This is a genomic window from Sphingomonas jinjuensis, assembly GCF_014197105.1.
GTDB lineage: Bacteria > Pseudomonadota > Alphaproteobacteria > Sphingomonadales > Sphingomonadaceae > Sphingomonas > Sphingomonas jinjuensis.
Genome location: NZ_JACIEV010000001.1, coordinates 560,593 through 575,385 on the forward strand (window position 1 = coordinate 560,593; position 14,793 = coordinate 575,385).

The following is a 14,793-nucleotide window of genomic DNA, read 5'->3' on the forward strand; positions in this document are numbered from 1 at the left end:
TTCCGGTGTAGAGCGTCGGCTACTCGACGGGAAACAAAAAGGGCCGGCCTACCAGTTGGTAGACCGGCCCCAGTCGTGGCTTGTGATGGCTTAGAAGTTGACGCCGAACTGGACACGGAAATAGCGCGGCGTCTGGTACGTCAGCGGGAGGCCGTAATTCGGCGACGGTGCACCTGCTGGCGTCGTGCCAACTTCCTGCAGGTCGAACACGCTCTTCGAATTGAGCAGGTTGAACACCGACAGTCGAAGCGTACCGTCGAACGAGTCCGTCGGGATGCGAAGAGCGACGTCGAGGCCGACGTTATACTGCCAGTCATTCTGCAGTTGGCTACCGCGAGGCGTGAGCTGCAGGGTCGATCCGGTAGCATCGTTACGTGTCACGAAACCGTTGGCGTTGTTGACCACCGTTCCGTTGACGACGTTGCAATAGAAGCCTGCGGCGCCATAGGCACCGGCACTACCACCATCAACCAGCGTCGGCACGACACCGATGCAGCCATACTTGCGCGGTGACAAGACCTGAAGGTTGGCGCCGAGGTTGAGAAAGTCAAACAGCTGGTAACTTCCGTACACCTTAATGTTGTGCCGATTGTGGGTCGGTAGATAACCGTAGGCGCCGTTAGTCAAAGCAGGATAATCGAAGTTAGTCGTCAGGCCACTGTCGGTTTGTCCGTTATCCGACCGAACGCCACCCTCGATATTACCGACGTTGGCAGAGAGAGTGTAATTAGCCGACAGGCTCCACTTGCCGTCGAACTCGCGATCAAAGGTGAACGTCATCGACTTGTACTTACGCACAGCTTTGGGAAGACCGATGTCCGCCGCGCTCAGCGTTACAAACTGGCCGCTAAGCGACGATCCATCAAGAGCTACCACGACATCTTTGCCCGGGTTCAACAGCGCATACTGGTGAGCGCCCGTGAAGGTGTTCAGGCACGAGGCGAGAACGGCCCCGGTCTGCGTCCGGCGGCAGTATGCCTGCACGCCGGAGTCGATGTAAGCGTCTTCCAGTGAAACGCGAAGATCACGCTGCGTGTAGAAGGCGCTGACACGGATCCGGCTGCCGATGCGCTGCTCAAACCCAAGCTGGTACTCATCGACCGACTGAGCCTGAAGGTTCTGGCTGACCAGCGAGTTGAACGGCGGCGACGTTCCATCGCTATTCACCGTGCAATTGGCGACGTTGCCGGCGGTCGGCTCGATCGCAAGCGCCGGACACTGAGAGGCGCCGCCGCCCCGAATAGCGATCGGTGCGCCATAGATCGGGGTCTGATCCGCATTGAGGCCGGTCAACACATAATATTGTGTGTAATCCAGCTCCGGCCCTGCCAGGCGAAGGTTGGTGTTGGTCGCAACTGGGAGAAAATAGCGGTTGAACGAGCCGAATACCTTGGTTCGTCCGTCACCCACGGGATCAAAGCTCGCGCTGAGGCGCGGTGCCCAATTGTCACCCGAGTTGAAGAACGTTTCGCCATCTGCATTCTTGTTCGTGAAGCGATCGTTGCGGACGCCCACATTCAGGTTCAGACGATTGCCCAACAGCGTCCAGTTGTCCTGCAGGTAGTAGGCTTCTCCATTAGTCGTAAAGAACCCACCGTTGCGGAAATAGCGACGCGTTACATATTGGGTATTTGGAGCCGCAACGCGGTTATCACCTGCCGCACCAGAGTTGAGGTACGTTAGCTGATAATTACCGTTAGCGAGCGTGTTCGAGGTAACTTGAAGATTCTCGCGGTCATATCCGCCGCGGAAGTGGTGATTGCCAAGCAGCTTGACGTAGAGGTCCGCATCGGCGCGGTAGAACTCGCGGCGAGCCTTTTGGAAGGTGCTGTTGCCTGTGGGGTTGCCGACGGAATTCGCGGCGCCGGTGCGTTGATCGATGATCGATGGGAAATTGGGCGTCGATGACGCGCTGTCGCCGGCGGTGTAAGCTCGACCATAGGCGCCTGACAACGTGAACCAATCGGTGAACGTTCCAGTGTAACGCCCAACGTAATTCTCGCCACCAGTCCGCGTGACGTTCGTCGACGCGTAACGACCCGGCTCATTGGTATTCGGGTTGTAGCGACCGCCGCTTGCAAGCGTGAAGGTGCCGTTACCGAACGTGTCGTTGCGGGTCACGCTTTCCGTGTTGAAGTATGTGAACTCGAGGCGCTGACCATCGATAATGACGGCGTCGAGCTTGCCACCATAGAACGGGCTCTTCGTCGTGCTGCGGGTATATCCCGAGCCGGCGAGGGCAAAGTTCGAGTAGAACGACGGAAAGCCCGTCGGGTTCGCGGCGCTGACACCCAAGGCGGCGTTGAGTGCCGAGTTCGCCGGCCCGGGATAGGAGAACGAACACGTCGACGGATTGGCGAAACAGGAATTTGCCAGCGTCGCGGCAGAAACGGTTGCCCGGCCACCCCGGGTCAGATCGCCTGCGCTGACGGCGGTGGTCGACCCAAGCGCGGTGACGACGTTCCGCGAATTGTAGATACCGTAGAAGAACAGATGGTCCTTGATGATCGGACCGGACAATTGAGCGATGAACTCCTTGCGCTCGCTGTAGCGCGAGTCGTTATCGGTCAAGTAGGTGTTCCTGGTCTTCGATCGGAGGTCATCCGGCTCCCAGTTGAAGGTCACGCCACCGTGGAACTCGTTTGAACCTGACTTCGTCGTAGCGTTGACAAAGCCACCGGTAAAACGACCGAACTCGGCAGAAACGCCGCCGGTCTTCACTTCGACTGTCTGGTAGAAATCGAAAGGCACCGTGTTGCCACCGATTCCGGTCTGAAAGTCAGTGATGTTTAGGCCGTTGATGTAGTAGGTGTTTTCGGAGACCGACGAGCCAGCGATCTGCGGCACGTTGCCGAAAGCGGGATCGCCGAGCTGGGTGCCCGGTGCGAGCAGGACGACCGAGGTGATGTCTCGGGCGACAGGCACCCGGGTAGCGAGATCGCCAACGTTGATCACAGCGCCCGTGGTGTTCCGGTCGAAATCGACGACAGCAACACGTCCAGCGGTGACCACGACCTCGCCGCCCGTCGCCGACCCGGCGGGAGCCAGCGTGAACTGGTTCGCGGCACCAGCCTGCGTTAGCGAGACGTTGGCGTCGCTGAACGTGTCAAACCCCTGCGCCTCGACGGTGAAGGTATAGCTCCCCTGCGGCAGGCTGGGCACGCGGTAGGTGCCGTCGCTGCCAGTCGTGACGGTGCGGGTGAAACCCTGCCCGTTCGACGTCACCGTCACGGTGGCGCCGGCAATCGGCTCGCCGCTCGTGCTTAGGATCCGGCCGGTGGCGTTGATCTGGCTGTAATCTTGCGCGGCGGCCGGGGTCGCGATGCCGGCGGCGCCGACACCGGCGCCGAGCAGCGCCAGCGCCTGTAGAGCGGTACCGCCGCGCAGCGCGCGACGGGCGAAATTCAAGGTTGTGGTCACGTGAAGCTTTCCCTCGCTTGCACCGGGTGGCCGCTGTGGCGGTCCGCCCGAAGTGGACTGCCCCCTTTCACCGCCAACGACGGTGCCCGAGAGGCATGACGCAAGGAATGTAATCTGGCCGTAACGCTGTAAAGCGGCCGTTCAGCTGACGTTTACGGATTCATCGTTGCTGTATCACAAATGACACACACGTCATGTTGCGGCGTCGCTATCGTCATTAAATTGCACATTTGTGCGGCAGTGCAGCAGATCCGTGGCGTAAAATCCGTCAGCGTTGCGGCATGCCGCCGGCCGCGAGCAGCGGGTCGAGGCGTGCGCCCTGCCACGTCATGCCCCAGTGCAGATGCGGCCCCGTCGCGCGCCCCGTCGCGCCGGACAGCGCGATCGGCTGGCCCTGGCGGACGCGATCGCCCGCGCGGACGTCGATCCGCGACAGGTGCAGGAACGCGCTGCCCAGCCCCATGCCATGGTCGACCATCAACAGCTTCCCCTCGAGCGTGAAGGGATCGTCCGCGGCGAGGACGACGACGCCGTCGGCGGGGGCGAGGATCGGCGTACCCGTCGGCACCGCGACGTCGACGCCCGAATGATAGGCACCCGCCTCGCCGTTGCGATAGATCCGCTGCGACCCGAACAGCGTCGATATCCGTCCCGTCGCCGGCCAGGCAAAGCGCTGACGCCAGCCTTGGGCGTCACTAGCGATGGCGCGCGCCGCCTTGATCCGTTCCAGCTCGGCAGGGCGGCGGGCGGCGAATTCGGCGTCGGGGACAGGGATTTTCGGCAGCGTCGACAGGCGCGAGATCGACCAGCCGCGCGGGGCGATCGTCAGCGGCTGAGTGACGATGCGGCCGTCGGCGAGCGTCGCGACCAGCGTGGTGGTCGACGACGCGTCGCGGTCGAAGCCCAGCAGGAATGTACCGTCCGGCGCGAGCGCGATCGCCTTGCCGTCGGCGGCGAGCATGCGGGTGCCGACCGGCGCGGTGCCGACGATAAGGCCGCCCTGGACGAGATTGCCGGTCCACCGGAACGGCGTCGTCGCGATCGGCGTGGGCGCCGGGGCGGGGGGCGGCGCCGTGACGGGCGCGACCGGCGGTGCGGTGGGCGCGACGCAGCCTGCCAGCGCCAGCAGCCCGGCGAACGCCCTCGCCGTTCGCGTCATTGCGGGCGAAGCGCCTCGCTGGCGATTGCGGCGCTGGCATAGGCCTCCTGCCGGGCGACGCTCCAATAGCGCAGCAGGTCGAGCGGGATTCGCGCGCCCGACGTCGCGCAGACGACATGGTCGCCGGGACTGAGCACGCGAAAGCCGTTGGCCATATAGTGGAGACGGGCGGCGCGGTCGGTGTGGGACATCAGCATGACGTGGGGCCCTATAGCAGCGTCGGCTGCGCGGGGGGAGCGGCATGGGGCCTCGCCCCGGCACGTTCGATCCGGGCATCGACCGCGCCGTCGCGGAAGTGCAGCGTCACCGCACCGGCGCTGCGGGCGTCCTGGGCGCTCGGCAGGGTATGACCGCCGACCCGGGCGGTGACGCGGGCATAGCCCCGGTCGAGCACCGCATCGGGATTGAGCGACTGGACCAGCCGCCAGGTCGATGTGAGCCGCGACCGGGCGGCGTCGACCCGATGCTGAAGCGTCGCCGGGCGCAGCGCTCCCGCCGCGCGGTCGAGCTGGGTTCGGGCGATCGCAGCGCGGCGCTCGAGCGCACGGCCCAGCCGCATCGCGGCATCGTCGGCGCGCTGGCGCTGGGGACCGAGGAGAGCGTCGCGCTTGGGCAGCAGCCGCGCGAGCGCGTCGAGCCGCTCGCGTCCGCGCTCGGTGTAGCGCCTGGCGCAGCGCAGCGTGCGCGCCGCATGGCTGTCGATCGTGTAGCGCAGGTCGGCGAGCACCGGCACCGCAATCTCGGCGGCGGCGGTCGGCGTCGGCGCGCGCAGGTCGGCGGCATGGTCGCACAGGCTGGTGTCGGTTTCGTGCCCGACCGCCGAGATGATCGGGATGCGACAGTCGGCGACCGCGCGCACGACCGCCTCCTCGTTGAACGCCCACAGATCCTCGATCGAACCACCGCCGCGCGCGACGATGACGAGATCGGGTCGCGGCACCGCGCCGCTGCCGTCGCCGGGCAGCGCATCGAAGCCGCGGACCGCCGCCGCGACCTCGGCTGCGGCGCCATCGCCCTGCACCTTGACCGGCCACACGACGACATGGGTCGGACAGCGATCCTCGAGCCGGTGGAGGATGTCGCGGATCACCGCGCCGGTGGGCGAGGTGACGACGCCGATCACGCGCGGCATGAACGGCAGCGGCTTCCTGCGCGCCGGATCGAACAGCCCCTCGCCCGCCAGCTTCGCCTTCAGCTTCTCGAGCAGCGCCATCAGCGCGCCGGCGCCGGCCAGCTCCATCCGCTCGATGACGATCTGGTATTTGGATCGCCCAGGATAGGTGGTCAGCCGCCCGGTCGCGATCACCTCGATCCCGTCCTGCGGCTGGAACGGCAGCGCGAGTGCCTGGCCCTTCCACATCACGCCGTCGATCACCGCGCTCTCGTCCTTGAGGCACAGATAGACGTGGCCCGAGGCGGCGCGCTTGTAGCCCGAGATCTCGCCGCGCAGCCGGACATGGCCGAACTCGCCCTCGACCATCCGCTTCAGCCGGCCGGCGAGCTCGCCGACCGACAGCGCCATGGCGTTGTCGCCGGGGCGGTCCTCGGCTACCAGCCGGCTCGTGTCGTCGAAGGGGGTACTGGCCATGAACGTCCTGCTGCTGGGCTCGGGCGGTCGCGAACATGCGCTTGCCTGGAAATTGTCCCAGTCTTCCCGCCTAGGTACGCTCTATGCCGCGCCAGGCAACCCCGGGATCGCCGCACACGCGACGCTCGTCCCGCTGGATGCGACCGATCACGCCGCGGTGGTGGCGTTCGCGCGCGCGCAGGACATCGGCCTCGTCGTGATCGGGCCGGAGGCGCCGCTGGTCGACGGGCTCGCCGACAGCCTGCGCGATGCCGGCATCCCCGTGTTCGGGCCGGGCAAGGCGGCGGCGCAGCTGGAGGGGTCGAAGGGCTTCACCAAGGACCTGTGCGCGCGAGCCGCTATCCCCACCGCCGGCTATTTCCGCTGCACGACGCGCGAGGCGGCGGACAATGCGCTGGCGACAACCTTTTCCTATCCCGTGGTCATCAAGGCCGATGGCCTGGCGGCGGGCAAGGGCGTGACCATCGCCTATTCGCGGGATGAAGCGGCGGCGGCGCTCGATGCGCTGTTTGCCGAGCCTGGCGACGTGGTGATCGAGGAATTCCTCGATGGCGAGGAGGCGAGCCTGTTCGTGCTGACCGACGGCACGACGCTGATGCCGTTCGGCAGCGCGCAGGACCACAAGCGCGTCGGCGAGGGCGACACCGGCCCCAACACCGGCGGCATGGGCGCCTATAGCCCAGCGCCGGTGCTGACGCCGACGCTGGAGAGCCAAGCGATCGACGAGATCGTCGCGCCGACGGTGAAGGCGATGGCGGAGGACGGCACGCCGTTCGTCGGCGTGCTCTATGCCGGACTGATGCTGACGAGCAGCGGCCCCAAGCTGATCGAATACAACGCCCGCTTCGGCGATCCCGAGACGCAGGTGGTGCTGATGCGCTTCCAGGGCGACCTGGTCGAGGTACTGCTGGCGGTGGCCAAGGGGCGGCTCGGCGAGCTGCCGCCGCCGGCGTTCGCGCCCGAGACGGCGATGACCGTGGTCGTCGCGGCCAAGGGCTATCCCGGCACCCCCGCCAAGGGCGGTACGATCCGCGGGCTCGACGCGGCCGCGGCGACCGGCGCGACGGTATTCCACGCGGGCACGCGGCAGGAGGGCGAGACGGTCGTCGCGTCGGGCGGCCGCGTGCTGGCGGTCACCGCGATGGCCCCCGACATCGCGAGCGCGCAGGCGGCAGCCTATCGCGCCGTCGACGCGATCGACTATGCGGATGGCTTCTGCCGACGCGACATCGGCTGGCGCGAACTGGCGCGCTGATCGCCTGCCTGAAAAAGTGGCATCTCGTATCGGTTGCTTAACGATTAGACGCTAGGCTCGCGTGCCGGCCTTCGCCTGTGCTCGCAAACGCAGCAAATTTCGGTTGGCACGCGCTTTGCATCGTTGCTCCTTGTTATCCGGGGCAAGGGGGCTTCATGAAGCTGGTCATCGCCGTCATCAAACCATTCAAGCTCGACGAGGTGCGCGAGCAGCTGAACGCGCTCGGCGTCAGCGGAATGACCGTTACCGAGGTCAAGGGATACGGCCGTCAGAAGGGCCAGACCGAGATCTACCGCGGGGCGGAATACAGCACCAACATGGTGCCCAAGGTGAAGGTCGAGGTGGTGTGCAGCGACGATCTCGCCGCTCGCGTCGTCGAAACTGTCCAGCATGCCGCCAACACCGGCGCGATCGGCGACGGCAAGATCTTCGTGCTCGACGTCGGCCAGGCGGTGCGCATCCGCACCGGGGAAACCGACGAGACGGCGCTGTGAACGGCGCGGCTGTGAAGGGGGTTGGGATGAAGCAGGGACTGAAGACGGCCGCCGCGCTCGCCGCGCTGGGGGCATTGACGGTGGCGCTGCCCGCCTGGGCGCAGGACGCCGGGTTGCAGGCACCCGCCGCGGCAGCGACCGCGCCGACGGTTAACAAGGGCGACACGGCCTGGATGATGACCAGCACCGTGCTGGTGCTGATGATGATCCTGCCCGGCCTCGCGCTGTTCTACGGCGGTCTCACCCGTGCCAAGAACATGCTGTCGACGATGACCCAGATCGGTGCGGTCGCGTGCCTCGCGATGCTGATCTGGGTGATGTACGGCTACACGCTCGCCTTCGGTGACGGCGGCAATGACTATGTGTCGGGGCTGGGCAAGGCGTTCCTCGCCGGCGTCACCTCGGAATCGACCGCCGCGACCTTCAGCGCCGGCGTCGCCATTCCCGAATATGTCTTCATCTGCTTCCAGATGACCTTCGCCGCGATCACCATCGCGCTGGTACTGGGCGCGGTGGTCGAGCGGCTGAAGTTCTCGGCCGCGATGGTCTTCGCCGCGGTGTGGCTGACGATCGTCTACCTGCCGATCGCGCACATGGTGTGGGCGTCGGGCGGGCTGTTCTTCAAGATGGGCGCGCTCGATTTCGCCGGCGGCACCGTGGTCCACATCAACGCCGGCGTCTCGGCGCTGGTCGCGGCGCTGATCCTGGGCAAGCGGCTCGGCTATCCGACCGATTACATGCCGCCGCACTCGCTGACGCTGACCGGCGTCGGCACCGGCCTCCTCTGGGTGGGCTGGTTCGGGTTCAACGCCGGCTCGGCGCTCGAGGCGAACGGCTCGGCGGCGCTGGCGATGATCAACACCTTCGTCGCCACCGCCTCGGCCGCGCTGTTCTGGATGCTGGCGGAGCGGGTCAACGGCCACAAGGGCTCGGCGCTCGGCTTCTGCTCGGGCATCGTCGCCGGGCTGGTCGCGGTGACGCCGGCGGCGGGCAATTCGGGTCCGTTCGGCGCCATCGTGCTGGGCGCCATCGCCTCGGTCGCGTGCTTCTACATGGTCACCTACGTCAAGCCGAAGCTCGGCTACGACGACTCGCTCGACGCCTTCGGCATCCACGGCATCGGCGGCATGATCGGCGCGATCGGCACCGCGGTGGTCTATGCCCCGTCGCTCGGCGGCCCCGGCAAGCCCGACTATGCGATGGGCGGCCAGCTGGTCACCCAGCTTCTCGCCACCGCGACGACGATCGTCTGGGCGGCGATCGGCACCGTGATCGCGATCTTCATCGCCAAGGCACTGACCGGGCTGCGCGTCAGCACCGAAGTCGAGCGCGAAGGCCTCGACGTCGGCGAGCACGGCGAGCGCGCCTACAACTGATCGGGCGCGGGGCGACAGGCCCCGCACCCCACCGACGTTCCTCCTGCGGACGATCCTTCCCCGGCACGGCAACGTGTCGGGGATTTTTTATGTGCGGAGGGGGGGGCGGTCGCCAATTCTTTACCGTTCGTGGCATGTCCCCTTCGGTAACGCTCAGGGCAGGCTTAGACGTCGCTCAGGACGAACGGGCATGGGGCAGGCGGGGGGCATTTGCGGCAGCTCGTCGCCCCAATCTCCGTCATGCCGAACTCGTTTTGGCATCTCGTCGTTGGCTGGCCGTACGGCGCCCTAGCGGGAGATCCTGAAACGAGTTCAGGATGACGGCGGGGAGTTGGTCTGGCCTAGTCCCGCAGCGGCACCCGCACCGAGGCGCCGGCTACGCGCCGGATATCGAGCGCATTGACGCCGACGATCGCGATCGCGCGATCGCGCAGCTCGACGACCACGCCACCGGGCGCCGATCGCAGCATCGACCAGGCCACCTCGGCGACGGCGATGCGCTTGCCGCGGCGGGTCATCACCGCGACACGGCCGTCGTTCGCGACCGCCAATGCGCCGGCGCCATCGGCGCCGACCACCGCGCCCGTCACTGCGAAGCCGTGCAGCGCAGCCTCGGCGGCGTCGGCGGCTTCCTCGGCGGTCTCGATCCGGCCCTGGCGTCCGCGACGCCACCACCAGACGGCGCCGCCGACGGGCAGCAGCGTCGCCGCTCCCGCCAGCAGCGACAGGCCGATCACCGTCTCGTTCATCGCGCCGCCAGCGCCTCCAGCGTCGGACGAATGCCGCCGAGGTCGTAGCCGGCGGCGGCACCCTGGCGGACGATCAGTTCGGGATTGCGTCCCGCCTTGGCCGCGGCGAGCGCCCACAAGTTGCACGACCGCGTGCCCGAGCGGCAATAGGCCAGCACCGGGCCGTCGGCCTCGACCAGCGCCGTCGCCATCGCGTCGATCTGGGCATGGCCCAGCCCGGCATGACCGACCGGAATCGCGGTATAGGTCAGGCCAAGCGCCTCGGCGGCGGCGCGGATCGCGTCGCCTTCGGGCTGGCCGAGCTCTTCGTCGTCGGGGCGGTTGTTGACGATCGCGACATAGCCCGCGGCCTTGATCGCGGCGACATCGTCGACGGTGATTTGCGGCGCGACCGCGACGCTCTCGTTCAGGGGGCGGATATCGACCATCGGAGCGCTGTAGGCGATGAGCGGTGGCGCGTCAGCCCCGTTACGTAACGTAGGTGGGGATAAGCGAACTCATAAACCTCCCCGGGACGGGGAGGTTCTTAGCCCTCGAAACCCCGGATCACGTCGAGGAACGCGTCGCCATAGGCGTCGAGCTTGCGCGCGCCGATGCCCGACAACATCGCGAGCGCCGCGCGCGTCGTCGGGCGCTGCGCCGCCATGTCGCGCAGAGTCGAATCGTGAAAGATGACGTAGGGCGGCACGCCCGCGGCCTGCGCCAGCTCGCGGCGCTTGGCGCGCAACGCCTCGAACAGCGGATTGTCGGCGGGATCGCTCGCAACCGCCGGCTGGCGGCGCGCGCGGCGCTCGCGCGGCGGTGGCACGACCAGCGACACGCGGTCGCCCGCCTTCAGGATGCCGCGCGCGCCGGGGCCGAACTCCAGGCCGCCATGGTGGTTGGTGCGCAGCGCGTCGCGCAGCAGCAGCGCGCGGCCGACCGGCTTCACCAGCCGGACCTCGTCGCCCTCGACGATGCCCCACACCGACAGCCCCTCGTGCCCGTTCGTCAGGCTGCGCTCGCTCGACTGGCCCAGCAGCACCTGCTCGATATAGCCGGCGCCGAACATCTGGCCGGTGCGGAACACCGCGGAGAGATATTTCTGCGCCGTCTCGGTCGCGTCGATCGCATCGGGCGAGCCGAGGCAATTGTCGCAATTGCCGCAATCCTCGGCCAGATCCTCGCCGAAATGCTTCAGCAGGATGCGGCGGCGGCAGCCCGCGGTCTCGACCAGTGCGCCCAGCGCCTGCAGCCGGGTGCGCTCGCCGGCCTGACGCTCCGGCTCGACCTCGCCGATCCGCTGGCGCGCGCGGGCGAAGTCGTCGGCACCCCAGAACAGATGCGCGACCGCGGGGTCGCCGTCGCGGCCGGCGCGGCCGGTTTCCTGGTAATAGGCCTCGATCGACTTGGGCAGCCCGGCATGAGCCACGAAGCGGACGTCGGGCTTGTCGATACCCATGCCGAACGCCACCGTGGCGCAGATCACCATGTCCTCCGACGCGACGAAATCGGCCTGGTTCTTCGCCCGCACCGCGGCGTCGAGCCCGGCGTGATAGGCGCGGGTCGGCCGCCCCGACCGGCCCAGCGCCTCGGCCAGCTTCTCGGTCGCGGCGCGGGTCTGGGCATAGACGATGCCGGGGCCGGGGTTGCGCGCGATGACGTCGGCGATCTGGCGGTTGACGTTGTCCTTGGCGCCGATCGAATAGCGGATGTTGGGCCGGTCGAAGCCCGACACGATCAGCCCGTCGTTCGGAATGCCCAGCTGTTTCAAGATGTCGGCGCGGGTATGCGCGTCCGCGGTCGCGGTCAGCGCCAGCCGGCCGACCTCGGGGAACGCATCCATCAACGGCTCGAGCAGGCGATAGTCGGGGCGGAAGTCGTGCCCCCATTCGCTGACGCAATGCGCCTCGTCGATCGCGAACAGGCTGAGCTTCGCCTGCCCCAGCAACTCGCGGAAATGCCCCGACGAGGCGCGTTCTGGCGCAACGTAGAGCAGATCGAGCGCGCCCGCCTTGAACCGCTGGATCGTCTCGGCGCGGTTCTCGTCGACGCTGGTCAGCGTCGCGGCGCGGATGCCGACCGCCTCGGCGCTGCGCAGCTGGTCGTGCATCAACGCGATCAGCGGGCTGACGACGACGCACGTTCCCTCCAGCATCACCGACGGCAGCTGATAGCACAGCGACTTGCCCGCACCGGTCGGCATCACCGCCAGCGTCCGCTCGCCGGCGAGCACGCGCGCGACGACATCGGCCTGGACGCCGCGAAAGCCGGGAAAGCCGAAGACGCGCTGAAGGGTGGGAAGGGGATCGAGCATTGCGGGAGCGTGCCCGTCCTTACTCGCTTGGAAGGGCAGCGCAACTCGCGAGCGATTAGCGTTGACGCTAATTAGGAAAAAGGCTAATGAAAGCCATGGACTCGGTCTTCGACGCTCTCGCGCATCCGACCCGGCGCCGCATCCTCGAGCTGTTGAAACGCGGCAGCATGAGCGCAGGCGAACTGGCGGAGCGGTTCGACGTGTCGAAGCCGACGATGTCGGGCCATTTCGCCAAGCTGAAGGCGGCGGGACTGGTGCAGGCGGAGAGCAAGGGCACGACGGTGGTCTATTCGCTGAACCTGTCGGCGCTCGAGGAAGTGGTGATGGGGTTCATGGGGCGGCTGGGCGTCGGCGCGGGCGAGGAGGAGCAGTGATGCGATATCGGGGCATGGTGGCGGCATCGGCGGCGGTGGCCGCCGCGATGGCGGGAATCGCGGTCGTCGCGGCGCAACGGCTGCCCGCGGGAACGCAGCTGGCGACGCATTGGGGGCCCGACGGCGCCGCGGACCGCTTCGCCGATGCGGGGACGGCACTGGCGATGCCAGTCGCGGTGACGATCGGCCTGTCGCTGCTGATGGCGGCGTTGCCCGCGATCGAGCCGCTGCAGGATCGCTTGAGCCAGAGCGCACCGCTCTATCGCACCGCCTGGGGCGGGCTATTGGCGCTGATGGTCTTCGTCGAGCTGGTCATCGCTGCGCCCGCCTTCGGGATAACGCCGCCGCCGGCGACGATGCTGGTCGCGGTCGGGCTGTTGCTGGTGGTGATCGGCAACGCATTGCCCAAGTCGCGGCCCGGGTTCTTCGTCGGCATCCGCACGCCCTGGACGCTGACCGACCCCGAAAACTGGATCGCGACGCATCGGCTGGGCAGCCGGACGATGATCGGCGGAGGCGTCATCGTCATGGCACTGGCGCTGGCCCCGATCGCCGGCGACATCCGCGCGCCGCTGGTCATGGCGGCGGTGCTGGTCGCAGCGCTGGTGCCGGTGGCCTATTCCTTCCTCTACTGGCGACGCCATCGGACGGGCTAAGACATCGTTGCGCCACCGTTCCGACACGATCGCCGCCTAGCGCCGCCGTGAATTGCAGGAGCTGGGCATGCGACGGACGATGGCGATAGTGGCACTGGGGATGATCGGCGCAAAGGCACCACCCGCCGAACGCGTCGTCAGCGGCGACGCGCTCCTGCGCAGCCGGGTCGGCGACGTGCCCGCGACGTTGCGGATCGATCCCGCTGCGCCGGCGATGCCGCTGTTCGACCAGGCCTTTGCCGAACGGGCGCGGCTGAAGCTGAAGGGCAAGTGGGGGATCAGCATCGGCTATGCGGTCGGCCCGGTATCGGTGATGACGCGGACGCAGGTGGTGCCGCTCGACCTTGGCGCAGGGGCGGACAAGCGGCGGATCGGCTGGAGCAGCAGGCCTTTTTCGGCAGCGGCCGAGGGAAGCGTCGGGCCGGACGCACTGCCCGAGCCGGTTGTCCGCTTCCAGCTGCACAGCCCCCGCCCCGATGAACGGACGGTCGCGCTGCCCATGATCCGCAACACCGGCCCGTTCGGCCTGTTCGGCAATTTCAGCACCACCTTTGCGGCGATCGAGGTCGCCGGCGAGCCGATGCGGTTGCGTCTCGACCCCTTCCATCCGCGCACGCTCGCGACCGCCGGGGCGGCGGTACGGCTGGCGCACGTGTTCGACGGCACTGTCTCTGGCGAGCCGCGCGCCACTGAGATCTTCTTCGGCGTCAAGCGACCGGTGCGCGACCTGACACTGCGCCGGCCGTTCGCGATCGGGCCGCTGGCGATCGTCGCGCTCGGGGTGCGCGTCGCCGATGCCGGCTCGGCGGCCTCGATCCGCGAGGCGGGCGCCGCGTCCTTCGATCCCGACGAGGTGGTGGTGACGGCGAAGGGCAAGAAACGCGACATTCGCCGCGACACGGTGTCGCTGGGGGCCGATTATCTGGCGCGCTGCTCGTCGATCGTGTTCGACAAGCCGGCCGGGCTGATCCGCCTCAGCTGCAATTGACGGCACCGATCGCGCGCGCCAGCGTTCCCGCGACCATGAGCCACGTCATCGACAATCGTGCCGAGCAGGAATTCACGCTCGACATCGATGGCCACCGCGCCGTCGCCGCCTATCAGCTGGAGGGGCGGACGATCGTCTTCACCCATACCGTGGTGCCGCCCGCGATCGAGGGGCGGGGGGTCGGCAGCAAGCTGATCCGCGCTGCGCTCGACAGCGCGCGCGACCAGGGGCTGAACGTGGTTCCGCAGTGCCCGTTCATCGCGGCCTATATCGAGCGGCATCCGGAGTATCGGGACTTGGTCAGATAAGGCGTCTCAAGCCCCTCCCCTTCAGGGGAGGGGTTGTGGTGGGGGAGGCAGCCGCTGGTCTCGGTGAGACACGCCCCACCCCCAACCCAGTTCCGGGTGAAGCTGCCCCCGGCAGCTCCAGGTCGAAGCG

At 67.5% G+C, this 14,793-nt stretch carries 14 protein-coding genes; 7 read left to right on the plus strand and 7 right to left on the minus strand.

Annotated elements, in window-relative coordinates:
• Window positions 1–90 precede the first annotated feature (90 nt).
• The 4 genes from GGQ80_RS02750 to xseA all read right to left on the minus strand — a co-directional run bounded on the left by GGQ80_RS02750 (window position 91) and on the right by xseA (window position 6,167).
• Window positions 91–3,420 carry an outer membrane beta-barrel protein gene (locus tag GGQ80_RS02750; protein WP_183982271.1) on the minus strand — a complete coding sequence of 1,110 codons (3,330 nt, stop codon included), beginning with the start codon at window positions 3,418–3,420 and terminating at the stop codon, window positions 91–93.
• 268 nt (window positions 3,421–3,688) lie between these two features.
• Window positions 3,689–4,579, minus strand: a complete 891-nt coding sequence (locus GGQ80_RS02755) for a M23 family metallopeptidase (protein WP_183982273.1) — start codon at window positions 4,577–4,579, stop codon at window positions 3,689–3,691.
• A complete protein-coding gene (locus GGQ80_RS02760; protein ID WP_183982275.1) occupies window positions 4,576–4,776 on the minus strand; it encodes a DUF2093 domain-containing protein in 201 nt (66 codons plus the stop codon). Before GGQ80_RS02760 ends, GGQ80_RS02755 begins: the two co-directional genes overlap by 4 nt.
• Window positions 4,777–4,787: 11 nt before the next feature.
• Complete coding sequence (xseA, locus tag GGQ80_RS02765) at window positions 4,788–6,167, minus strand: exodeoxyribonuclease VII large subunit (protein WP_183982277.1); 1,380 nt, start codon at window positions 6,165–6,167, stop codon at window positions 4,788–4,790.
• Between xseA and purD the strand changes: the two genes are divergently transcribed.
• The 3 genes from purD to GGQ80_RS02780 all read left to right on the plus strand — a co-directional run bounded on the left by purD (window position 6,166) and on the right by GGQ80_RS02780 (window position 9,292).
• The gene (gene purD / locus GGQ80_RS02770) at window positions 6,166–7,422 is read left to right on the plus strand and encodes a phosphoribosylamine--glycine ligase (protein WP_183982279.1); all 1,257 of its coding nucleotides are present in this window, start codon (window positions 6,166–6,168) and stop codon (window positions 7,420–7,422) included. The two genes, xseA and purD, sit on opposite strands and share 2 nt — an antisense overlap.
• Before the next feature lie 155 nt (window positions 7,423–7,577).
• Entirely contained in the window at window positions 7,578–7,916 is a 339-nt protein-coding gene (locus GGQ80_RS02775; RefSeq protein WP_183982281.1) for a P-II family nitrogen regulator, read from the plus strand.
• Window positions 7,917–7,942: 26 nt separating this feature from the next.
• Window positions 7,943–9,292 carry an ammonium transporter gene (locus GGQ80_RS02780; RefSeq protein ID WP_183982283.1) on the plus strand — a complete coding sequence of 450 codons (1,350 nt, stop codon included), beginning with the start codon at window positions 7,943–7,945 and terminating at the stop codon, window positions 9,290–9,292.
• A gap of 341 nt (window positions 9,293–9,633) precedes the next feature.
• Here GGQ80_RS02780 and GGQ80_RS02785 read toward each other — a convergent pair whose 3' ends face one another.
• From GGQ80_RS02785 to recQ, 3 genes are all read right to left on the minus strand, one after another.
• Window positions 9,634–10,041: a hypothetical protein gene (locus GGQ80_RS02785; protein ID WP_183982285.1), complete on the minus strand. Its 408-nt coding sequence runs from the start codon at window positions 10,039–10,041 to the stop codon at window positions 9,634–9,636.
• Window positions 10,038–10,469 (minus strand): protein tyrosine phosphatase family protein, encoded by a 432-nt coding sequence (locus tag GGQ80_RS02790; RefSeq protein ID WP_183982286.1) that lies wholly within the window; start codon window positions 10,467–10,469, stop codon window positions 10,038–10,040. The genes GGQ80_RS02785 and GGQ80_RS02790 overlap by 4 nt, the downstream gene beginning before the upstream one ends.
• A gap of 98 nt (window positions 10,470–10,567) precedes the next feature.
• Window positions 10,568–12,337 (minus strand): DNA helicase RecQ, encoded by a 1,770-nt coding sequence (gene recQ, locus GGQ80_RS02795; RefSeq protein WP_183982288.1) that lies wholly within the window; start codon window positions 12,335–12,337, stop codon window positions 10,568–10,570.
• Window positions 12,338–12,432: 95 nt separating this feature from the next.
• Between recQ and GGQ80_RS02800 the strand changes: the two genes are divergently transcribed.
• The 4 genes from GGQ80_RS02800 (at window position 12,433) to GGQ80_RS02815 (ending at window position 14,663) form a co-directional block, all read left to right on the plus strand.
• Complete coding sequence (locus GGQ80_RS02800) at window positions 12,433–12,711, plus strand: autorepressor SdpR family transcription factor (RefSeq protein ID WP_183982466.1); 279 nt, start codon at window positions 12,433–12,435, stop codon at window positions 12,709–12,711.
• Complete coding sequence (locus GGQ80_RS02805) at window positions 12,711–13,367, plus strand: SdpI family protein (RefSeq protein ID WP_183982290.1); 657 nt, start codon at window positions 12,711–12,713, stop codon at window positions 13,365–13,367. The genes GGQ80_RS02800 and GGQ80_RS02805 overlap by 1 nt, the downstream gene beginning before the upstream one ends.
• 67 nt (window positions 13,368–13,434) lie before the next feature.
• A complete protein-coding gene (locus tag GGQ80_RS02810) occupies window positions 13,435–14,355 on the plus strand; it encodes a hypothetical protein (RefSeq protein WP_183982292.1) in 921 nt (306 codons plus the stop codon).
• On the plus strand, window positions 14,352–14,663 hold the full coding sequence (locus GGQ80_RS02815) for a GNAT family N-acetyltransferase (RefSeq protein ID WP_246346789.1): 312 nt from the start codon (window positions 14,352–14,354) through the stop codon (window positions 14,661–14,663). The genes GGQ80_RS02810 and GGQ80_RS02815 overlap by 4 nt, the downstream gene beginning before the upstream one ends.
• The last annotated feature ends 130 nt before the right edge of the window (window positions 14,664–14,793 follow it).